The organism is Gordonia sp. p3-SID1431 (assembly GCF_025143765.1).
GTDB lineage: Bacteria > Actinomycetota > Actinomycetes > Mycobacteriales > Mycobacteriaceae > Gordonia > Gordonia hongkongensis.
On record NZ_JAMBDT010000063.1, the window covers coordinates 1 to 19,225 of the forward strand.

19 protein-coding genes are annotated in these 19,225 nt (G+C 69.0%); 11 read left to right on the forward strand and 8 right to left on the reverse strand.

Annotation, left to right across the window (positions count from 1 at the left end; translation table 11 throughout):
• Positions 1-29 precede the first annotated feature (29 nt).
• Entirely contained in the window at positions 30-383 is a 354-nt protein-coding gene (locus M4D77_RS15640) for a hypothetical protein (RefSeq protein WP_058251248.1), read from the reverse strand.
• A gap of 72 nt (positions 384-455) precedes the next feature.
• Here M4D77_RS15640 and M4D77_RS15645 point away from each other — a divergent pair, with 72 nt between their 5' ends.
• Positions 456-2,093, forward strand: coding sequence for a carboxylesterase/lipase family protein (locus M4D77_RS15645; protein WP_259936638.1), 1,638 nt, complete (start codon positions 456-458; stop codon positions 2,091-2,093).
• Positions 2,094-2,105: 12 nt separating this feature from the next.
• On the opposite strand, the gene M4D77_RS15650 is transcribed toward M4D77_RS15645, so the two are convergent.
• The gene (locus M4D77_RS15650; protein WP_259936639.1) at positions 2,106-5,879 is read right to left on the reverse strand and encodes a hypothetical protein; all 3,774 of its coding nucleotides are present in this window, start codon (positions 5,877-5,879) and stop codon (positions 2,106-2,108) included.
• Positions 5,880-6,378: 499 nt separating this feature from the next.
• On the opposite strand from M4D77_RS15650, the gene M4D77_RS15655 reads away from it, so the two are divergent.
• Genes M4D77_RS15655 through M4D77_RS15670 form a run of 4 tightly spaced genes read left to right on the forward strand, consistent with a single transcriptional unit; the run spans position 6,379 to position 9,492 of the window.
• Positions 6,379-7,587, forward strand: a complete 1,209-nt coding sequence (locus M4D77_RS15655; RefSeq protein WP_259936640.1) for a winged helix DNA-binding domain-containing protein — start codon at positions 6,379-6,381, stop codon at positions 7,585-7,587.
• Positions 7,588-7,629: 42 nt separating this feature from the next.
• Positions 7,630-7,992, forward strand: a complete 363-nt coding sequence (locus M4D77_RS15660; protein WP_259936641.1) for a helix-turn-helix transcriptional regulator — start codon at positions 7,630-7,632, stop codon at positions 7,990-7,992.
• Positions 7,989-9,089, forward strand: a complete 1,101-nt coding sequence (gene arsB / locus M4D77_RS15665) for an ACR3 family arsenite efflux transporter (protein ID WP_259936642.1) — start codon at positions 7,989-7,991, stop codon at positions 9,087-9,089. Before M4D77_RS15660 ends, arsB begins: the two co-directional genes overlap by 4 nt.
• The gene (locus M4D77_RS15670; protein WP_259936643.1) at positions 9,082-9,492 is read left to right on the forward strand and encodes a low molecular weight phosphatase family protein; all 411 of its coding nucleotides are present in this window, start codon (positions 9,082-9,084) and stop codon (positions 9,490-9,492) included. Before arsB ends, M4D77_RS15670 begins: the two co-directional genes overlap by 8 nt.
• 62 nt (positions 9,493-9,554) lie before the next feature.
• Here M4D77_RS15670 and M4D77_RS15675 read toward each other — a convergent pair whose 3' ends face one another.
• Positions 9,555-10,040: an ArsI/CadI family heavy metal resistance metalloenzyme gene (locus tag M4D77_RS15675; protein WP_259936644.1), complete on the reverse strand. Its 486-nt coding sequence runs from the start codon at positions 10,038-10,040 to the stop codon at positions 9,555-9,557.
• A gap of 101 nt (positions 10,041-10,141) precedes the next feature.
• On the opposite strand from M4D77_RS15675, the gene M4D77_RS15680 reads away from it, so the two are divergent.
• A complete protein-coding gene (locus M4D77_RS15680; protein WP_137810475.1) occupies positions 10,142-10,504 on the forward strand; it encodes an Rv2640c family ArsR-like transcriptional regulator in 363 nt (120 codons plus the stop codon).
• 37 nt (positions 10,505-10,541) lie between these two features.
• Here the strand turns inward: M4D77_RS15680 and M4D77_RS15685 are convergent, their stop codons facing one another.
• Together M4D77_RS15685 and M4D77_RS15690 are read right to left on the reverse strand one after the other, a co-directional pair.
• Positions 10,542-10,781: a three-helix bundle dimerization domain-containing protein gene (locus M4D77_RS15685; protein ID WP_065631505.1), complete on the reverse strand. Its 240-nt coding sequence runs from the start codon at positions 10,779-10,781 to the stop codon at positions 10,542-10,544.
• A gap of 83 nt (positions 10,782-10,864) precedes the next feature.
• Positions 10,865-11,152 (reverse strand): hypothetical protein, encoded by a 288-nt coding sequence (locus tag M4D77_RS15690; RefSeq protein ID WP_065631504.1) that lies wholly within the window; start codon positions 11,150-11,152, stop codon positions 10,865-10,867.
• A 55-nt stretch (positions 11,153-11,207) separates the two neighbouring features.
• Here M4D77_RS15690 and M4D77_RS15695 point away from each other — a divergent pair, with 55 nt between their 5' ends.
• The 4 genes from M4D77_RS15695 (at position 11,208) to M4D77_RS15710 (ending at position 14,466) form a co-directional block, all read left to right on the forward strand.
• Positions 11,208-11,420: a hypothetical protein gene (locus M4D77_RS15695; protein ID WP_065631503.1), complete on the forward strand. Its 213-nt coding sequence runs from the start codon at positions 11,208-11,210 to the stop codon at positions 11,418-11,420.
• An 87-nt stretch (positions 11,421-11,507) separates the two neighbouring features.
• The gene (locus tag M4D77_RS15700) at positions 11,508-12,194 is read left to right on the forward strand and encodes a DUF899 domain-containing protein (RefSeq protein ID WP_259936645.1); all 687 of its coding nucleotides are present in this window, start codon (positions 11,508-11,510) and stop codon (positions 12,192-12,194) included.
• A gap of 93 nt (positions 12,195-12,287) precedes the next feature.
• Positions 12,288-13,010, forward strand: coding sequence for a response regulator transcription factor (locus M4D77_RS15705; RefSeq protein ID WP_165630597.1), 723 nt, complete (start codon positions 12,288-12,290; stop codon positions 13,008-13,010).
• Positions 13,011-13,071: 61 nt separating this feature from the next.
• Positions 13,072-14,466, forward strand: a complete 1,395-nt coding sequence (locus tag M4D77_RS15710; RefSeq protein ID WP_247452049.1) for a cell wall metabolism sensor histidine kinase WalK — start codon at positions 13,072-13,074, stop codon at positions 14,464-14,466.
• Here the strand turns inward: M4D77_RS15710 and M4D77_RS15715 are convergent.
• Both M4D77_RS15715 and M4D77_RS15720 read right to left on the reverse strand, forming a co-directional pair.
• The gene (locus tag M4D77_RS15715) at positions 14,463-15,302 is read right to left on the reverse strand and encodes a hypothetical protein (protein ID WP_259936646.1); all 840 of its coding nucleotides are present in this window, start codon (positions 15,300-15,302) and stop codon (positions 14,463-14,465) included. The two genes, M4D77_RS15710 and M4D77_RS15715, sit on opposite strands and share 4 nt — an antisense overlap.
• Positions 15,303-15,319: 17 nt before the next feature.
• Positions 15,320-16,315, reverse strand: coding sequence for a DNA adenine methylase (locus tag M4D77_RS15720; RefSeq protein WP_247452050.1), 996 nt, complete (start codon positions 16,313-16,315; stop codon positions 15,320-15,322).
• A 200-nt stretch (positions 16,316-16,515) separates the two neighbouring features.
• On the opposite strand from M4D77_RS15720, the gene M4D77_RS15725 reads away from it, so the two are divergent.
• A complete protein-coding gene (locus tag M4D77_RS15725) occupies positions 16,516-16,941 on the forward strand; it encodes an HIT family protein (RefSeq protein WP_004020640.1) in 426 nt (141 codons plus the stop codon).
• Between the two features lie 90 nt (positions 16,942-17,031).
• Here the strand turns inward: M4D77_RS15725 and M4D77_RS15730 are convergent, their stop codons facing one another.
• Positions 17,032-19,152 (reverse strand): RecQ family ATP-dependent DNA helicase, encoded by a 2,121-nt coding sequence (locus tag M4D77_RS15730; protein WP_226512496.1) that lies wholly within the window; start codon positions 19,150-19,152, stop codon positions 17,032-17,034.
• Positions 19,153-19,225 lie beyond the last annotated feature (73 nt).

The following is a 19,225-nucleotide window of genomic DNA, read 5'->3' on the forward strand; positions in this document are numbered from 1 at the left end:
GTCTCGCGGGTTCGGCTCGCCGGCCGGGGCTACCAGATGACGGCGAGGCCCGCGGCGAGCAAGGACAGGGCGCCGGCGGACCAGAAGAGGGCGCGCGGTACGGGTTCGCCGGTGCGCTTCTGCCGAGCGCTGCCCATGCCGAGGATTCCGCCGAGGACGAGCAGGATCACCAGCTTGATGCCGATCTTCGGGTAGTTCAGCTCGATACCGGCCGGCCACGGCGCTGCGAGCGCGAGCCCGGTCAGCAGGGAGAGCAGCAGTCCGTAGTCCATCACGCGGGTGAACCGGAATTCGCGAGCCACGAGTTGGGTGACCCAGCCGCCGAAGGTCACGGCGAAGCCGATGATGTGCAGGAAGATTACGACGTTGCGTAGTAGCTCCATGCGGTCACCATACCCAGCAGACACGGCCGAGTTCTGGATTACGAGAACAGGTTCACGGTGCACGATGGACGGATGAAGCACGACGAACCGGGCACCTCCGCCAACTCGACGTCCCCGACCGACGGCGTGGCTCCGGACGGGACCCGCCCAACGGCCCAGACCCGGGTCGGCACCTTCCGCGGGGTCGCCGGGGAACGGGCCGACGTGTGGCGGGGCATCCGGTACGCCCGCCCGCCCGTGGGGCAGTTGCGCTGGCGCCGTGCGGTTCCCCTCGAGGAGGCCGATGCGCCCGAGGACGTGGTGGACGCCTCGACCTTCGGCGCGGTCTGCCCGCAGCAACTCAACCCCGCCGTACGTCTCGGTCCCGACGTGGTCATGGACGAGGACTGCCTGTTCCTCAACGTCTGGACCCCGCCGGGGGCCGCGGAGCACGCCGACGACGCCGTCGGACTCCCGGTCATGGTGTGGCTGCACGGCGGCGCCTACGTGCTGGGGTCGGGGGCCCAGCCGTTCTACGAGGGCTCGAACCTCGCCGCCACCGGCGACGTGGTCGTCGTGACGCTGAACTATCGGCTCGGTGTGCTCGGGTTCGCCGACCTGTCGTCGATCGACCCGCGGTTCGAGTCGAATGCCGGCCTCAGCGACGTACTCACCGCGTTGCGCTGGGTCCGCGACCACATCGCCGCCTTCGGCGGTGATCCCGACAAGGTGACGGTGTTCGGCGAGTCGGCCGGCGCGGGACTGGTCACCGCGCTGCTCACCATGCCGGCCGCGGCGGGGCTCTTCGGCCGGGCCATCGCGCAGAGTTCGCCTGTGACGTCGATGTACGGCGCCGACCGGGCCGCGCGGGTCGCCGACCAACTGCTCGAGGCCGCCGGGATCGACGCCGGTGAACTCGACACCGGCGAGATCGTCGGGCGTCTCGAACAACTCGACGGCATGACGTGTTCGGCGATCACCACCACGCTGTTCGAGAAGGTTCCCACCGAGGTGCCGGGGACCATCGCGTTCGCGCCGGTCATCGACGGCGATCTGTTGCCCGAACACCCCCTCGACGTCTATCGCGCGGGTCGGGCGCATCCGGTGCCGCTGATCATCGGGACCAACCGCGACGAGGCGAATCTCTTCAAATACATGAAGTCGCCGCTGATGCCGATCACCACCGCCGACATCGAGCGCATGTTCGCCGGGATGGCGAAGGAGTATCCGGACGTCGTCCTGCCCGAACGTGCGCAGGTGCTCTCCGCGTATTCCGGTCTGCGCCCGAAGGTCACGGGGCTCGGAGTGGCCCGTGACGTGGCGTTCCGCATGCCCACGCTGTGGCTCGCGGAGGCGCATGCGCGTTCGGCGCCGGTCTATGTCTACCGCTACGACTGGACGACGCGGATGTTCCGGCTGCTCGGTCTGGGGGCCGCCCATGCGACCGAGGTCCCGTACGTGTGGGGGAATCTGGGCAACGGGCCGAAGGACATCACGTTCTTGCTCGGCGGCCGTAAGCAGGGAGAAGCTGTGTCGGAGAGAATGATTCGACGATGGACCGCATTCGCACACGGTCAGGAGCCGGACGCCGGATCGCTCGGGGATCCCTGGCCGACCTACGACACCGGCCATCGCCCGGTGTTGCGCATCGACGCCGAGGACCGGGTCGTGCAGAACCTCGACGGCGACATCTGGGAGGCGTGGGGCGACGAGGTGCTCGGCTTCCGCTGAGCCGCAACGGCTTCAGTCCCGACGGCAATCCGCACGAACGTCGATGTGCGGGAGATAGGCGTCGCGCTGGGCGTCGGTGACGGGTGCGGTGCTGGCGCAGATCCAGTCGCGGGCCTCGTCGAGATCGAGCGTGTGCAGGTAGACGTTCCCGGTGGTGTCGCCGCCGGAGATGATGTCCTCGTCGGTGGGGAGTTGGGCGGGTAGTTGCCAGGTGGTGGTCGTGTCGGTGGTCGCGAGCAGCGTCCCGACCGGTTGCGGGTCGGTGAGCCGGCCGTCGTCGTCGAGGGCGAAACTGATCAGCTCGTGCGTCGCGGTACCCACCGTGAGGCGGTTCGGCGCGACGGACACCGTCGAGGCGAACATGTCCTCCTCCCGGTCGAGCAGTTCGGGTTCGGCATCAGTGCCGGCCGGCGGGAGCCGCCACGTGGAGAGGTCGCGGGAGGCGACCACCAGCACATCGCCGTCGAATACGGATTGGGCGGCCGGCGCCTCGGCGGTGATGACGTCGACCGGGTCCGCGCCCGGCGACGTCAGGTCGTACAGGTAGACGCGTTTGTCGTCGGAGGTGACCGCGAGCCGCGAGCCGTCGGAGCTGAAGGCGACATTGCGGATGAGGTCGGTCGGCCCGCGCAGCGGTGCGCCCACGCGTCGCGGGGAGCCGGGCACCGAGGTGTCCCACAGGGCCACGGTCGTGTCGGTGTCTCCGGTCGCGAGCAGATCGCCCGACGGCGCGAAGGCGACCGGGAACGAATAGCGGGTGGCGACGTCGAGGGCCGCGGCGCGTCGCGGGGCAGCGGTGTCGGTGATGTCCCACAGCTCGACGAGCCCGCCGTTGTTGTTCGCGGTCGCGGCGAGGGTGCCGGGGCCGTTGAGGCTGACGCGCGGATGGTCGTTGACCCGGCGCTGGATGGGCGTGCGCGATCGCAGGGTGAGGCCGTCGGACATCGTCCACAGGTTCAGGGTGGTGTCGGCGCCGACCGTTGCCAGGACTCGTTGCGCGTCGTCGGTGTCCACGCCGGTGATGGTCCCGCCCCGGTCGGGTTCGGTTCGGCCGGGCAGGCTCCAGACGTCGATCGTCCCGTCGGAGCGGCCGGAGACGAGTTGGCGGCCGCTGGGGTCGAACCGGGCCGCGAAGGTCCGCACCGAGCCCTGTTCGGAGGTCGTCTGCAGCGCCCACCGCAGGATCGGCGAGGCCGGGTTGGCGGTGTTCCACACCCGGACCAGGCCGTCGGCCCGGGCAGAGGCCAACTGCGCACCCGAACCGTCGAAAGCGATCGACCACGACCCGGCCGTGCTGTTGGGCAGCGACGTGCTCAGCGGGCGGGGTGCGAGCGGGTCGTCCACGTCCCACAGCTGGGTGTTCGGACTGTCGCCGGTGATCGCCAGCGCGCGGCTGTCCGGGCTGAACGCGACGGCATGGGTGATGCTGGGGAAGCCGGTCAGCGGCCCACCCAGCGGCTGCGGCGATTCGCCGGTCGTCCACAGCCGGACGGTCCGGTCGTCGCCGCCGCTGGCCAGGACGCGTCCGTCGGGGCTGAAGGAGAGGGTGCGCGCCGCGGCGGTGTGGCCGCGCAGGACGGCCGTCTCCCGGATCGCTCCGGTCGGTGAGACGGCGTACATCGTGATCGTGCCGTCGTCGGACGATGCGGCCAGGGTCCGGCCGTCGGCGGAGAACCGCACCATGTAGACGGTGCCGTGACCCGGGGACACCGTCGTCGCCAGCCGCGGGTTCGGTGCGTCGGTCAGGTCCCACATCCGGACGGAACCGTCCCCGCTGCTGCTCGCCAGCAGTTGCCGGGTCGGGTGGAAGTCGGTGCTGGTGACGTAGTTGCCGAAGCCGCGCAGGACCGCCACCTCGCGATAGTCCGACGAGCCGGACCGGGCCCAGACGCGCACGGTCCGGTCGCCGCTCGCCGAGGCGAGCTGCGTGCCCGTCCGGTTGAAGGACAGGTCGTAGACCGGGCCGGTGTGGCCGGTCAGCGGGGCCACCAGGGGCGTCGTCGCGGCGCCGCGCAGACGGCTCTGGACGGTTGGGTCGTCGGGATAGACCTCGTGGGCGACGAGCAACAGTCGCGCGGCCAGCGACGGGTTGGAGTACTGCATGCTGTCGATGTGCGACAACAGAGCCGAGCGTTCGGCGGCGTTGCGCTGTTCGCGCAGGTCGTGGGCCTGTCGGAAGCCGATGGCGGCGGTGATGGACGCCGCGATGGCCAGCACGACGATCACCGACACCGCGCCGACGCGCGTGATGCGGCGCCGCTGCTGCATGGCGACCGCCGCGTCGAGGAAGGCGTCGTTCTCGTTGCTCAGCAGATGCAGGTAGTCGCTGCGCAGGGTTCGTCGCCGGCGCTTGGCGTCCTCGAGGCGCGACCCGGTGTAGAGGAACGACCGGCCGCGCCCGTTGGCCAGCCACGCCGCGGTGTCGGCGTCGACCTGCTGGCGCCAGAGGTGGTTGTCGGTGTCGTCGGCGATCCACTCGGCCAGACGTGGCCAGGCGGTGAGCACCACGTCGTGCACGAGCATCACCGAGTCGGTGGACACGGTGAGCAGCCTGGCCTGGGCGAATTCGTCGATGACGGTCGCGACCTCGGGCGGGAACCGGTTCGCGATGGTCGCCGTGGACAGCGGCACGCGCAGCGCGATGCCGGCCGGGCCGACGTGCACCAGGGCGAGGAGGACCGCGCGTGCGAGATCCCGATGACGCGGATCGATCGCCGCCCAGGCCGTCTCGGCGGTGTCGGCGACCGCGCGGGCGATACCGCCGGTGGCCCGGTACCCGGACAGGGTCATGCGGTTGCCGGTGCGGCGTGCCCAGGTCGCCTGGAGAACGTGCGCCAGCAGCGGCAGGCGGCCGGCGCGGTCACCGCCGGTCGACGCCTCGTACAGCTCGGTGATCATCACGTCGGCGAGTCCGGTCTCGATGCGGCCGCCGGCGAGTCGGACGGGCGCGGTGATCACCTCGCGCAACTGCGTGCGGGTCATCTCCGAGACGATCACGCAGCGGTGCTGCCACGCATCGGCGAGGAACGGATGCTCGACGCACTGACTGAAGAAGTCCGCTCGCACGCCGACCACGACCACGACGTCGGACGCCAGTTCTTCGACCTCGCGGAGCGTCTCGGTCCGCAGCGGGTCCTCGAGCGAGAAGACGTTCTCGAACTGGTCGATGACGATGACCGCGTCCCCGGTCGTCGAGGCCGGCGCATCGGTGTCGCCCGGCGCGTCCGGGTCGGCGATGACGAGCCCACTCGGGGTGATCTCGCCGAGTCGGGGCGACGACAATCGCGTGTCCCGGGCGAGGCCGGCACGGAGCAGCGACGACTTGCCCGATCCCGAGACCCCGGTGACCACCACCAGTCGCGACGCGGGGGACAGCGGCGGCGGTCCGGAGCGGGCCGACAGGATCGCATCCACAAGGGTGCTGACGACGTCGTCCCGGCCGAAGTACATCTGACTGTCGGCCGCGGTCAGGGTGGCGAGGCCGGGGAACGGCCGGGCATGCTGCGGTGCGGGCGGCTCGGCTGTGGGGGTCTCGTCGGGCGTCCGGCGGTCCCACATCTCCCGCCACTGCGGGATGGTCAGGACGTCGTCGGCCTCGGCGGCGACGGCGCGTGCGGTCAGCCAGACGAGCAGCGGTTCGACGGTCGCGAAGTCGCGGGGGAGATGACGGCCGTTGCGCCAGTCACTGATCCGTTGCGCCGAGACCCGGGCCCGCGTCGCCGCGGCGCGCAGCGTGGGACGTCCCGCTTGCACGAACAGACGCGTGAGTGCCTGACCGAAATCCACTCAGCTGTCCTTGTGCTCGCCCCGACAGATCGACCGCACCATCATGCGATAGCCGAACCCACCGCGCCACCATCGGCGATCCGATGTGGTGACGGCCACACCGCGGACCGCGGATCACCGGACGTGGCAAGCGGATCCGGAACCGGTTCTGTCCGGTCCGGATAGTCCGTTAGCGGCTTGATCTGCGCTTATGTGCCGGTTTCCGGAACGGGGGTGGAGTGGGTCGCGTTCGTGGGGTCTGCTGGTGGGGCGCGACTCGACGGGGGTCGGGAAGCGCACAGGTTGCGTCGGTCGAAGGACACACCGAAAGTGTCGCGAAACACTGCCCGTCGGGGGCTGTGTGCCGTTCGGCCCACACGACCGCGCGGGTGCCGGACACCGGGTCGGCGGGGGTCGGCGGTTTCCGGCACCCGCGTCCCCTCCTCGCCTGCCGGGTCACCCGTGCTGTCGGCTCCGATCACTACGATCTGTCCATGCGACCACCCCGGGTACCCGTGCGATGAGCCGCCGCCTGTCGATCACCGACGCGCAACGCAGCGCTCGGCTCATGCGCCGGCAACACCTCGATGTCTCGTCCCGAGCCGCCGACCCCGTCGACGCCGCCGCCACGATGGTCGGTTTGCACGCCACCACACCGTCGACCGTCCACCTGGCCGCATGGGCACGGGTCGGTCCGGAGCTCTCGCGTGAGTCGGTCGACGCCGCCCTCTACGACGACCGGACGCTCGTCAAGCACCTCGCGATGCGTCGCACGTTGTTCGTCTTCCCGCGGGACATCCTGGCCGAGTCCGTCGGAGCGCTCGGGCCGCGGATCTCGGCGTCGGAACGTACGAACATGTTGCGCGACCTCCGGCGCAGTCCCGACTTCGACGACCCGGAGGGCTGGATCGAGACCGCCCGGCAGGCGGTCCTGGCCGAACTCGCCGGTGGTGAGTCGCTGACCTCCACCGAACTCCGCGAACGTCTGCCCGCACTCGACGGTTACATCAGCCACGGCGCGGGCACCACATGGGCGGGACGTGCCCCGATGGGGCCGCGCGTGCTCAACATGCTCGACGCCGAGGGGGCGATCGTCCGCGGACCCAACCGGCTGCGCTGGCATCTGTCGCGGCCGGCGTGGACGTCCATGCCGCTCTGGCTCGGCGAGGATCTGCCGCCGATGAGCGTCCACGACGGGCACTGCGCGCTGATCGGACGCTGGTTGCGGACCTACGGGCCCGGCACCGAGACGGACCTGGTGTGGTGGCTGGGGTCGACGAAGACCGCGGTCCGCGCGGCGCTGGCCGAACTCGAGACCGTCCAGGTCGACCTGGAGGGTGGCGGAGTCGGCCACGTCCTGCCCGACGATCTACCCGACGGCACCGGAGCCGACGGCATGGGGGACGAGCCGGTCGAACCGCAGGCCGTGCTCCTTCCCGAACTCGACCCGACCACCATGGGCTACAAGGAGCGCGGCTTCTATCTCGGCGGCCACGCGCCGCAGGTCTTCGACTCCGCGGGCAACGGTGGCCAGACCGCCTGGTGGGATGGTCGCATCGTCGGTGGCTGGTATCGCCGCGCCGACTCGACGATCGACGTCGTCCCGCTCGAACCGTTGTCACGGGAAGCGCGTCGGGCTCTCGATGCCCGGGCCGAGGAGCTCGCGGCGTGGCTGGGGGACGAACCGCTGAAGACCGGCTACACCGCGCCGTATGCGAAAGGGTTGTAGGTCGACGCTTTCGCTTGGTTCGACATCTGTCAATATTGATGAATGTCGAACCAGAACCTGCTGGCGACGGTCTCCCGCGGCATGACGACCGACGAGGCGGAGACCGTCGCTCCGGCGTTGAAGGCACTCGCGGACCCGGTCCGGTTGCGGTTGTTGTCCGAGATCGCCGCGCATCCGGGAGGTGAGGCGTGCGTGTGCGACATCTCCGGACCGTTCGACCTCTCGCAGCCGACGATCTCGCACCATCTGAGAGTGCTTCGCGAAGCCGATCTGGTGACGAGCAAGCGACGCGCGACCTGGGTGTACTACCGCGTGAACACTGGTGCGCTACAAGAACTGTCGGGGCTGCTCGGCTGTCTCGCCACGGTTCTGGGGGAAGCACATTCGTGTGAGGCCGGACGATGAACGTCACGGAAACCGCTGTCGCGGGCAGGCTGTCGATGCTCGACCGGTTCCTGCCGGTGTGGATCGGCGCCGCGATGGTGGTGGGTCTGCTGTTGGGCCGCAGTGTTCCCGGAGTGGGCAACGCGCTGGCGGCCGTCGAGCTCGACGGCATCTCGCTGCCGATCGCACTCGGGTTGCTGATCATGATGTATCCGGTGCTGGCCAAGGTGCGCTATGACCGGCTCGACTCGGTCACCGCCGACCGTCGCCTGCTGCTCGGGTCGCTGGCATTGAACTGGATCATCGGCCCGGCGTTGATGTTCGCGCTGGCCTGGCTCTTGCTGCCGGACCTGCCGGAGTACCGGACCGGACTGATCATCGTCGGGCTCGCCCGCTGCATCGCTATGGTCATCATCTGGAACGACCTGGCATGCGGCGACCGCGAAGCCGCTGCCGTCCTGGTCGCGCTGAACTCGGTATTCCAGGTGATCATGTTCGCCGTGCTGGGCTGGTTCTACCTCTCCGTGTTGCCCGGCTGGCTCGGCCTCGAACAGACGACCATCGACGCCTCGCCGTGGCAGATCGCGAAGTCGGTGCTGATCTTCCTCGGCATCCCGCTGGTGGCCGGATACCTCACCCGTCGTATCGGAGAGCGCGCCAAGGGCCGCGAGTGGTACGAGTCCGCGTTCCTGCCGCGTCTCGGGCCGTGGGCCCTCTACGGTTTGTTGTTCACCATCGTCATCCTGTTTGCATTGCAGGGTGAGCAGATCATGTCGCAGCCCTGGGACGTCGCGCGTATCGCTCTGCCGCTGCTGATCTACTTCGCGGTGATGTGGGGCGGTGGGTTCGTGCTCGGCGCCGCGATGGGTCTGGGGTATGCGCGCACCACCACGCTCGCGTTCACCGCCGCCGGCAACAACTTCGAACTCGCCATCGCCGTCGCGATCGCCACCTACGGTGCGACCTCCGGCCAAGCGCTCGCCGGGGTCATCGGACCGCTCATCGAAGTGCCGGTCCTCGTTGCCCTCGTGTACGTGTCCCTGGCACTGCGGAAACGGTTCTCGGCCCCAGCCGCTGTCAGCCCGGATGCACCGAAGGAGCCCGCTCGCGATGTCTGATCGCTTCGACGTGCTGTTCGTGTGCGTGAGCAACCGTGGCAAATCCGTGATGGCCGAACGTCTCTCGGTGACGGTCACCGACCGGATCGCGGCGTCGTCCGCCGGAACCAACGCGAAGATCGGCGGGCAGGTCAATGACTTGTCCGCGCAGGTGCTCGCCGAGGTCGGCGCCGACGCCGTCGGACATCAGCCGCGGCAGCTGACGGATGACCTGATGCGAGCCGCGGATCTGGTCGTGGTGGTCGGCACCGCCGAGGTCACCCCGCCCGACGGGGTGAGTGTCGAGGTGTGGAACACCGACGAACCCTCCGATCGAGGCATCGACGGCCTCGAACGGATGCGGTTGATCCGCGACGACATCACCACTCGCATCCGCGACCTCGCCGACCGCTTGGAGCAGTGAGCGTCTCAGAACGGTGGTGGGTCGGTGGCGTTCCACCCACCGACAAGAACGACGACGCTCGGTCAGCAGCAGGCTGTGCGAGCGTCGGCGGGGTCGGTGGCGCTACCGCCGCAGCACACCGACCCCTCGGTGGATTCGTCGACACCGCTCTCGGCCAACAGCTTCGGGCTGGTTCCGAAGGTGTCGGAATCCGCGAGCACGGTGTAGATCTCCCACTTTTCGTCGCTCGGACCGGTGACCCACACCTTGTCTTGCGTTGCAAAACAACAGGTGGAGTTGATCTCCTCCTGCGTGAACAGGCCCTCGCCGGACAGTCGGGCGATCTCGGCATGCACCGTCTCGCTCGATTCGACCTCCACCCCGAGATGGTTGATCGTGCCGCCCTGACCCGGATTCTCGAGGAGCACCAATTTCAGCGGGGGTTCGACGATCGCAAAGTTCGCGTATCCGGGCTTTCGCTTGGCCGGCGGGGTGTCGAACAGCTTGGAGTAGAACTCGATCGCGGTATCGAGGTCATCGACATTGAGTGCGAGTTGCATGCGGGACATGAGGGGAACCACCTTCACCTGTGAGACATATGTCGAATAATGACGTTTTTGCAGAATGCCACCTTTTCGACATATGTCAATAGTGGGGGTAGGGTCGGACCATGCCCAAGACTTTGCCGATGGTCGACATCAGCGCACCGATCTGCTGTGCGCCTGTATCAGCGGCACCACTCGACGACGCCACGGCTCTCGAGATCGCGTTGCGGCTCAAGGCTCTTGCCGATCCGGTGCGGATCAGGCTGGTCTCGATCCTTCTCTCCGACGGCGGTGACGGGATCTGCACCTGCGACCTCGCGACCGCGGTCGGGCTCACCGAAGCAACGACGAGCCATCACCTGGGTCAACTACGCAAGGCCGGGATGGTCTCCCCCGAACGTCGCGGGATGAATGTCTATTACCGCTCGAGGCCAGAGTCTCTGGAAGCGCTGCGCCAGGTACTCAATGCGACCACCGGGTGCTGCTGACCACCGGGGCCTCCCACGGACGCGACCCCGGCCCGGCTCACTCCCCGACGTGCGGCGGGACGGTCGTCGGGTCGGCCATCACGTCGGTGCCGCCGAGAGCCTTGTTCGCGCGGCGTTCCACCAGCAGCGGCACGAAGTCGCGGACTTCGGTCCCGCTGAAGTGCTCGTAGGCCTGCTCGACCGCGGCGGCGACGTCTTCTGGTCGTCGGTGTGAATAGAGGCCGATCAGCCGGTCCTGTACTTCGCTGATCTGACGCCGCTCGTCATTAGCATCCATGCACACAATTTAGTGCGAATGCGACAACATCGACTGTCACGACGGATGGATTCACTGACAGTTCATCTCGCCGCCACCGACACTCAATCTCGGTCGACGGCCAAGCGTCTGGTCGGCCGGGGGCGATCTCGAGCTCCTCGTCGGCCCACGTCAACGGTCGTCGCCGGTGAGCGCAGGTCTCCATAGTGCGATCTGAGTGCCCCGATCATCTCGTAGGTCTCGTTCAACTCGGTGATCTCGCCGGTGATGTCACGGCTGCGACGCCCCGCCTGCGCTATCCGCGCCGCGAGGAAGTGAGCGTGCCTCTCCAACTCCCGGAGCAGCATCGCAGCCTGCGCCCGGCCGGCCGCCTCGAACTTCGATTCCCCCATGGGCAGAAATGGTGGCGGTAGGCGGTTAACGATCGGAGAACCTACGATGACACCCATGGTTCCGTCACGGCGACCCATCGACCCGGCCGCGCAGGCGCAGGCGCGGGTGCTGGTCGAAGAGCTGGAACGCGTCGCGGACTCCCTCGTGGACCGGCTGCAGGCCGGTGCCGGTGGCGAGAAGGCGCAGCGAGCAGCGCGTCGGGAGTTGTACGAGGTCCGCGAGCACGTCCGACGGCTCCAGAGCACATACGCCCTCTCCGCTCCGTAGCGGTGTGCGCTGCCTTCCGATGAATTCCGCCACGGGCGCGGGTCAGACCCGGTGGACTGTTCTCACCACCGAGCGAAAGGCATCGTCATGACCGGGGCACTCCCACCCGTAGCCGACCGCGAGACCTGGGCGGCTGCGCTGGCCGACCTACGCCGCCGCGAGAAGGCGGCCACCCGCGAGCTCGACGCGGTGGCGGCACAGCGGCGTCGACTCCCGATGGTCGAGATGGACGATTACGTCCTCACCGGGCCCGACGGGCCGATCCGACTCGTCGACGTCTTCGACGGACGGTCACAGCTGATCGTCTACAACCACATGTGGACCGACGGCGCCCGGTTCCAGTGCCCGGGTTGTACCGGGTTCACCACCCAGTTCTCTCGGCTCGACTACCTCGCCGACTACGACGCGCGGTTCGTCATCATCACGCACGGGCCGATGGACGAGATCCTGGCCTACAAGCGGCGCGTCGGAAACCGCATGGACTGGTACTCGTCGGCGGGTACGACCTTCTCCGCAGACGTCGACGCCGCCCCGGGCGAAGGCTTCGCCCTCAACGTCTTCCTCCGCGACGGTGACACCGTGTATCGCACCTGGCACTCGACCGGTCGTGGTACGGAACAACTCGGATTCACCTTCGGACTCCTCGACGTCCTGCCCTACGGACGCCAGGAGGAGTGGCAGGATTCGCCGGACGGCTGGCCGCAGGGCCCGACCTACTCGCGCTGGCGCGGTTCGGAGGAGATGGCCGCTGCGTACGGTGACCCCGACGCGTGACCCCCGGCCGCGCAGAACCCGCTGGTCAGCGTTCACAGGAATCTCCCAGCGTGCCTACAGTGAGGTTCCAGGGCCGGCTGGGACTCTGGTCGTGTGAGTGAAGTGGCGAAACAGAACAGCACGCGCGGCGCGAAGGTCCTCGTGGTCGACGACGAGGAGAACATCCGTCAATTGCTGTCGGTGTCGCTGAAGTTCCAGGGCTACGAGGTCGAGACCGCCGCCGACGGTCCGGCGGCCCTCGACCGATGCCGCATCGCCAAACCCGACGTCCTCGTCCTCGACGTGATGATGCCGGGGATGGACGGGTTCGGGCTGCTGCGTCGGCTGCGTGCCGACGGGGTCGAGGCGCCGGCCCTGTTCCTGTCGGCGCGCGACACGGTGGAGGACAAGATCAACGGCCTCACCATCGGCGGGGACGACTACGTCACCAAACCCTTCAGTCTCGAAGAGGTCGTCGCCCGGTTGCAGGTGTTGCTGCGCCGCAGCGGTTTCGACGACCAGAAGCGCGCGTCGTCGAAGATCACCTTCGCCGACATCGAACTCGACGACGAGACCCACGAGGTGTTCAAGGCGGGCGAACTGGTCGCCCTCTCGCCGACGGAGTTCACGCTGTTGCGCTACTTCATGGTGAACGCGGGCACGGTGTTGTCGAAGCCGCGCATCCTCGACCATGTCTGGAACTACGACTTCGGCGGCGAGGTGAACGTCGTCGAATCCTATGTGTCGTACCTTCGGCGCAAGCTCGACACCGGGGACAAGCGACTCATCCACACCCTCCGCGGCGTCGGCTACGTGATGCGTGAGCCCCGTGACTGATGCGACGGTGACGGGTACCGGCCGCGGCACGCGGAAGCGCGGTGTCCCCCTGCGGATCTCGATGGTGGCGCTGACGGTGCTGCTCGTCGCCATCGGACTCCTCGCCTCCGGTGTCGCGGTGACCTCGTCGATGCGGCAGGACCTCATCTCCCGCGCCGACGAGGGGCTGGAGAACGCGGTACGCACGTGGGCCGAACCCCGTGGTCTCCTCGGCGACGGCCCCGGCCCACCCGGGCCCCGCCGGCCGCCGTCGCCCTACTACGTCGAGTCCGTCGTCTACGGGCCCGGCGGGATGTCGGCCGACAACGTCTACAACCAGTTCGACGACGCACCCGACCTGAGTGGACTGACCGGTGACAACGCCGGACCCGTCACCGTCCCGTCGGTCGACGGGGACGGGCCACAGTGGCGGGTCATCAAGCACAGCAACAGCTTCGGCAGATCCATCGTGGCCACCCCGATGTCCGACATCGACGACACGGTCAGCAGGCTAGTCTGGCTGCAGCTCGCGATCGGCGCGCTGGTCGTCCTGCTCATCGGGGTGCTGAGCTACGTCCTGGTGCGCACGAGTCTGCGCCCGCTCCGCCGGGTCGAGGAGACCGCGCACGAGATCGCGGAGGGCAATCTGACGCGGCGGGTGCCGCCGGCGCCGCCGAACACCGAGGTCGGCAGTCTGTCGGACTCGCTGAACCGGATGCTCGGCCAGATCCAGCATGCGTTCGCCTCGACGGCCGCGTCCGAACAGCAGGCCCGCGCCTCCGAGGAGCGGATGCGCCGTTTCGTCGCCGACGCCAGCCACGAACTACGGACCCCGCTCACGTCCATCAAGGGATTCGCCGAACTCTATTCACAGGGCGGCGTCCCCGACGTGACCGACGCGATGCGGCGCATCGACGACGAGGCCGGCCGGATGAACCTGCTGGTGGAGGATCTGCTGATGCTCGCGCGACTCGACGCGCAGCGGCCGCTGGACTCGGCACCCGTCGACCTCCTCGGCCTGGCCGCCGATGCCGTGCAGAGCGCCCGTGTCGCCGCCCCCGAGCGCGAGATCCGGCTCGACGTCGTCCCGGGCGATCGGCCGCCGGTCGTGCTCGGCGACGGGCCCCGCCTGGTCCAGGTGCTGCGCAACCTCATCGGCAACGCCGTGAACCACACCCCGGCGGACGCCTCGATCACGGTCGGGGTGAGCGTCGACGACGCCGCGAGCCCCGGGGAGGCGGTGCTGACCGTCGCCGACACCGGGCCGGGGCTCTCGCCGGAGGACGCCGAGCGCGTCTTCGAACGCTTCTACCGCGGGGACTCGTCCCGACATCGCGGCTCCGGCGGCGGTAGCGGCCTCGGCCTCTCGATCGTCGCGGCACTGGTCGCCGCGCACGGCGGCCGCGTCGGCGTGGACACGAGCCCCGGTGTGGGAGCCACGTTCTGGGTGCGCCTACCGCTCGCGGAGGCCGATTAGATCAACCGGCGCAACTTCGCGAACTCGGTGACGTCGTCCCGGAACCGATCGAGTCCGACGAGGGTGTACATGCCGTCGATCTGCCGGTTGGCCCACAGCTGATGGATGCGGCGCAGGTCGGATTGCCGTGACTTCCAGCCGATCCCGTCGATCACCGCGAGTACCAGCTGGGTGGGCAACCGCACCTCGGCCATCTCCTCGATCTCACGGACCGCGTCGGTGAGTTTGGAACCGGTCGAGTCGAAACCCTTGGCCGCCACCACGATGTCGGCCGACGACGGGTCGCCGACGATGAGGTCGGCGGGCGCGGTCCGGCCGTTGCGTCCCGCGAACCGCGAGCGGGTGACGTAGTCGAGGCCGATGTCGCGGGCGATGTCCTCGATCTCGTCCTCGATACGCCGGCCCGACGCGCCCGCGCGAGTGGCGGTGGCGCGGGTGCCGGCGCGGGCCACGAGGATGTCGGCGAAGGTGAACGTGCGGGACAGCTGGGTGCGCAGCATGCGGACCAGGTCGAATTCGGTGTCGAGCCAGGTCACCAGCTCGACCGGTTGTGTCCGGGCCAGCGCGTGCCAGCCGCTGGTGTCGAACCGGTCGCGCAGCGCGTTCTTCAGCTTCTCCTGGGACAGCCCGACCGCGAGCCCCAGTACGGGGACATCGGTGGGGTTGTCGCGCACCCACGCCGCCAGTCCCGCGATGTCGGTGTCGAGCAGTTCACCGAGACGCGCCGTGGCCTGGGTGATCCGCTCGGCCTCCGGCGTCGACGCGGTCGGGTCGACGTGAGAGGTCAACCGGCCCAACGATTGCAGATAGTCGTCGAAGTCGCCCGCGGTGCTCATCGTGGAGAGTCGTCCGCTCAGTCCCGGCCGATGAACAGGTACTCGCTCACGTCGCGGCGGGTCGCGGCCGCGTGGGTGCCGAAGCTGTACTTGTGGTCGATCGCGATGACCTCCACCGACGGCTTGACCTTCCCGAGCAGGTCGACGATGCGATCTTTGCCCGGCAACGCATTCGACGAGTACGACAGCACGATGGCGCCGGCGTCCTCGAAATGCTCGAACGTACGCAGCAGCGCGTCCTCGATCGTCCGCTTGTAGGCGAACGGCGTGAAGCGTTTCGGCAGCTTCTTGGTCTTGGTGTTCTCCATGATGCTCATCCCGCGCCAGTAGGCCGACAGGCCTTCGAGGAAGTGGTAGCGCTTGATGTAGTCGTTGTCGTCGGTCGGCGGGGCGTACGGAGGATCGAGGTACACGAGGTCTGGTGCCGCCCAGGGTAATTCGAGGTCGAAGATGTCGCCCTGCACGCTCCGGCTGTTGCGTCCGTTGCTGAACACGGTCGCGTTGTAGTCCGCGGCCGCCCGCAGGCGGAAGTGGTCGCGCAGCGACATCGTCAGGTCGCGACGACCGTCGGCGTAACGCGTCGAGTCGGTGAAGGTGAACACACCACGGGGTTGTTTGCGCGCGGCCGAGAGAACGAGGGCGGCGATCGCAAGGTCGCGCCGGTACCCGCGCAAGGCGTCGACGTGCGACCACGCCGAGTCCAGGAAGGCCCGGTCCTCGGTGGTGAAGTACAGGCCGTCGAACGTCCGTGAGATGTAATCGCGATCGTCGGCGGGGGGACCGCAGATGGCGTCGATCAGGTCCGGCTCGAGCCGGACACTCGAATTGGCCACCGACGCCCTGGTGATGATGTGCGGGAAGTTGAGGAAGTCGTTGCTGACGACCTCGAAGCCCTGCGCCTTCAGGAGATACGACACGACCCCGGAACCGGAGAACGCGTCGACCGCGGTGGACCCGCCGATCTCCGCGAAGGTGCGTTCGAGGTGGGGCAGCAGCCGGTATTTGGAGCCCATGTACCGGAGGCGGGGGAACCGTTGGGCGCGGGCCAGGATGTCGCTGGATCCGACGACGGCTCGGGACGTGCGTCCTGCCCGGGATGATTCTGGCCCACTCACACCGAAAAGAATGTCATGGACCCCTGACATCCGGGGACAACACTCGCCGTCGCCGGCGGCGTCACCGTGGCGACGCCCGCAACACCTAGACTCGGCCCATGGCATCGGTCTTCAGCATGATCATCAATGGCGATCTCCCCGGTCGATTCGTCTGGAAGGACGGCGAGGCGGTCGCGTTCCTCACGATCGAACCGGTCACGCCCGGTCACGTCCTGGTGGTTCCCCGCGCCGAGGTCGACCACTGGGAGCAGATGGACACCGCCGCGTTCGCGCACCTCAGCGCCGTCGCGCAGAACGTGGGTCGCGCGGTGAAGGACGCCTTCGACGCGCCGCGGATGGGCCTGCTCATCGCCGGCCTCGAAGTCCCGCACGTGCACGTCCACGTGTTCCCGGCGCTCTCGATGCAGACCTTCGACCTCGCGAACGCGAACAAGAACGCCCGTCCCGAGGACCTCGACGCCGCGGCCGAGAAGATCCGCGCGAGCCTTCGCTCGCTCGGGTACGGCGAGTACGTCGCCGACTGACCCCACCGTCGGCAAACCCACCACTTTTCGGCGAACCCACCCCTCGTCAGGGTGCTGGGTATGCCGAAAAGGGGTGGGTTTGCGTAGGGCTCACACCGTCCGGTGGATCAGCAGCGGTAGCACCGCGGTGGCGCCGGCCTCGCGGAGGGCGGCGGCGGCCAGGGTGATCGGCCAGCCCGAGCCGTTGGCGTCGACCACGAGCAGCACGGCGCGGCCCGCGACGTCGGGCGGGTCGCCGAGGTGGTCGCGCCAGTACGCGGCTTCGACCGCGCCGGTCGCGTCGGTGGGCGGATCGCCCATGCGCACGGGAAAACTGCCGCCCTCGCGTTTCCCGACCTTCCGCAGGTGGTCGGCCAGGGTCTCGGCCAGGACGGTGCCGGTCAGACGGAGCGACACGATGACGTCAGCCCGGATACCGGTGTCGCGCACCCACGCGGCCAGCGTCGCAACCGCGGCGTCGCCCAACTCGGCGAGCGCGCGCTCGTCGCCGTTGCGGGCCGCGGCCAGCACCTCGACCCACTCCGGGGCGTCGGCATGGGCCAGGACACGACCCGGCTCGGCCAGGAGATCGGCGGAAATTCTTCCGCGACGCCCGAATTCGCCGCCCGGCCACATCTTGCGGGGGTCCAGGGTCTGGGCCTTGCGACGCAGCGTCGAGGTCACGGTGCGGACGATCTCGGCGTCGACCGAATCGGGGAGTCCTTCGCTGAGGGCGCCCCGGCAGACCGAGCAGCGTCCGCAGTCCGCGGCCTGCGGGTCGTCGAGGGATTCGGTCAGCAACCGCATGAGGCACGTGCGGCCCGCGATGTAGGCGCGCATGATGTCGGCCTCCCGACGGCGCACGGCGAGGATGCCGTCGTAGTGCTCGGCGTCGTAGGTCCAGGGCTTGCCGGTGACGACCCACCCGTCGGCGGTCCGGTCGGTGACGCCGTCGACCGCCAGTTGCTTCAGCATCAACTCGATACGCGTGCGCCGGAAGCGGGTGGCGGCCTCGAGCTGCACCACCGACTGCGGCTCCGCCGCGGATTCCAGGGCGGCGAGCAGGTCACGCATCTTGTCGGGATCGGGGATGGTCGCGGTCGCGAAATGGTCCCAGATCCGGTCGTCGGTCTGCGACGCCAGCAGCATCACGACGGCGTCGTCGAGGGCGCGTCCGGCACGGCCGACCTGCTGATAGTAGGAGACCGGCGACGGCGGTGACCCGACATGCACCACGAAGCCGAGATCTGGCTTGTCGTAACCCATTCCGAGCGCCGACGTCGCGACCAGCGCCTTGACCTCGTTGCGCAGCAACGCGTCCTCGAGCTCATGGCGGCGGTCGGCGTCGAGCTGGCCGGTGTAGGCCGCCACCGCGACGGCGTCGCCATGGACGGCCCGGATCGCCTCGACCAGGCGGTCGGCGTCGGCGACGGTCAGCACGTAGACGATGCCCGACCCCGGCAGCGAAGGCAGCGACTGCGCGACCCACCCGTACCGCTGGACCGGGGACAGGCCGTCGAGGACGTTGAGGTGCAGCGACTTTCGTGCCAGCGGCCCGCGGAGGACGAGCGTGGGCTCACCACCGGCCCCGGCGTCAAGCTGAGCCGCCACGTCCTCGGTGACACGGGCGTTGGCGGTCGCGGTGGTGGCCAGCACGGGCGTCGTCGGGTTGACGGTACGCAGCACGTCGGCGACGCGGCGGTAGTCCGGGCGGAAGTCGTGACCCCAGTCGGACACCGCATGTGCTTCGTCGATGACGAGCAGGCCGAGGTTGCCGGCCAAGGCGTCGAGAACCCGGCGACCGAAGCCCGGATTGGCGAGCCGTTCCGGTGACACGAGCAGCACGTCGAGGTCGCCGGCGCGCAGCTGTGCCTCGATCATGGACCACTCGTCGACATTGGACGAGTTGAGCGTCGCCGCCGACAACCCACCGCGAGCGGCGGCGGCGACCTGGTCGCGCATGAGCGACAGCAGCGGTGACACGATGAGCGTCGGCCCCCCGCCACCCGCCCGGATGATCGCGGTCGCCGACCAGTAGACCGCCGACTTGCCCCACCCGGTCGCCTGGACGACCAGCACGCGGGCGCCGCGCTCGGTGGGATCGGCGGGCCGGCCGGCCAGTGCGGTCACGGCCCGGAGCTGGTCGTCGCGCAGCGCGGCGCCCTCACCGGCCAGGCTGGTGATGACACGGTTGGCGGCGGTCAGCTGGTCCGGGGCGAGGGTTGCGGCCATGCGCCCCAATGTAGTGGCGCCCTCGGACACGCCGACGCGGTCCGTCCACACCGCGGCGTGTACCCGGCGAAGC

Excerpts from the sequence above, each read along its gene's own strand:
- M4D77_RS15710 (WP_247452049.1), top strand. The coding sequence starts at position 13,072 with ATGGTGGCGCTGACGGTGCTGCTCGTCGCCATCGGACTCCTCGCCTCC.
- M4D77_RS15655 (WP_259936640.1), top strand. The coding sequence starts at position 6,379 with ATGAGCCGCCGCCTGTCGATCACCGACGCGCAACGCAGCGCTCGGCTC.
- M4D77_RS15725 (WP_004020640.1), top strand. The coding sequence starts at position 16,516 with ATGGCATCGGTCTTCAGCATGATCATCAATGGCGATCTCCCCGGTCGA.
- M4D77_RS15720 (WP_247452050.1), bottom strand. The coding sequence starts at position 16,315 with ATGGGCTCCAAATACCGGCTGCTGCCCCACCTCGAACGCACCTTCGCG.
- M4D77_RS15700 (WP_259936645.1), top strand. The coding sequence starts at position 11,508 with ATGACCGGGGCACTCCCACCCGTAGCCGACCGCGAGACCTGGGCGGCT.
- M4D77_RS15670 (WP_259936643.1), top strand. The coding sequence starts at position 9,082 with ATGTCTGATCGCTTCGACGTGCTGTTCGTGTGCGTGAGCAACCGTGGC.
- M4D77_RS15695 (WP_065631503.1), top strand. The coding sequence starts at position 11,208 with ATGGTTCCGTCACGGCGACCCATCGACCCGGCCGCGCAGGCGCAGGCG.
- M4D77_RS15715 (WP_259936646.1), bottom strand. The coding sequence starts at position 15,302 with ATGAGCACCGCGGGCGACTTCGACGACTATCTGCAATCGTTGGGCCGG.
- arsB (WP_259936642.1), top strand. The coding sequence starts at position 7,989 with ATGAACGTCACGGAAACCGCTGTCGCGGGCAGGCTGTCGATGCTCGAC.
- M4D77_RS15690 (WP_065631504.1), bottom strand. The coding sequence starts at position 11,152 with ATGGGGGAATCGAAGTTCGAGGCGGCCGGCCGGGCGCAGGCTGCGATG.
- M4D77_RS15685 (WP_065631505.1), bottom strand. The coding sequence starts at position 10,781 with ATGGATGCTAATGACGAGCGGCGTCAGATCAGCGAAGTACAGGACCGG.
- M4D77_RS15675 (WP_259936644.1), bottom strand. The coding sequence starts at position 10,040 with ATGTCCCGCATGCAACTCGCACTCAATGTCGATGACCTCGATACCGCG.
- M4D77_RS15680 (WP_137810475.1), top strand. The coding sequence starts at position 10,142 with ATGCCCAAGACTTTGCCGATGGTCGACATCAGCGCACCGATCTGCTGT.
- M4D77_RS15660 (WP_259936641.1), top strand. The coding sequence starts at position 7,630 with ATGTCGAACCAGAACCTGCTGGCGACGGTCTCCCGCGGCATGACGACC.
- M4D77_RS15645 (WP_259936638.1), top strand. The coding sequence starts at position 456 with ATGAAGCACGACGAACCGGGCACCTCCGCCAACTCGACGTCCCCGACC.
- M4D77_RS15730 (WP_226512496.1), bottom strand. The coding sequence starts at position 19,152 with ATGGCCGCAACCCTCGCCCCGGACCAGCTGACCGCCGCCAACCGTGTC.
- M4D77_RS15640 (WP_058251248.1), bottom strand. The coding sequence starts at position 383 with ATGGAGCTACTACGCAACGTCGTAATCTTCCTGCACATCATCGGCTTC.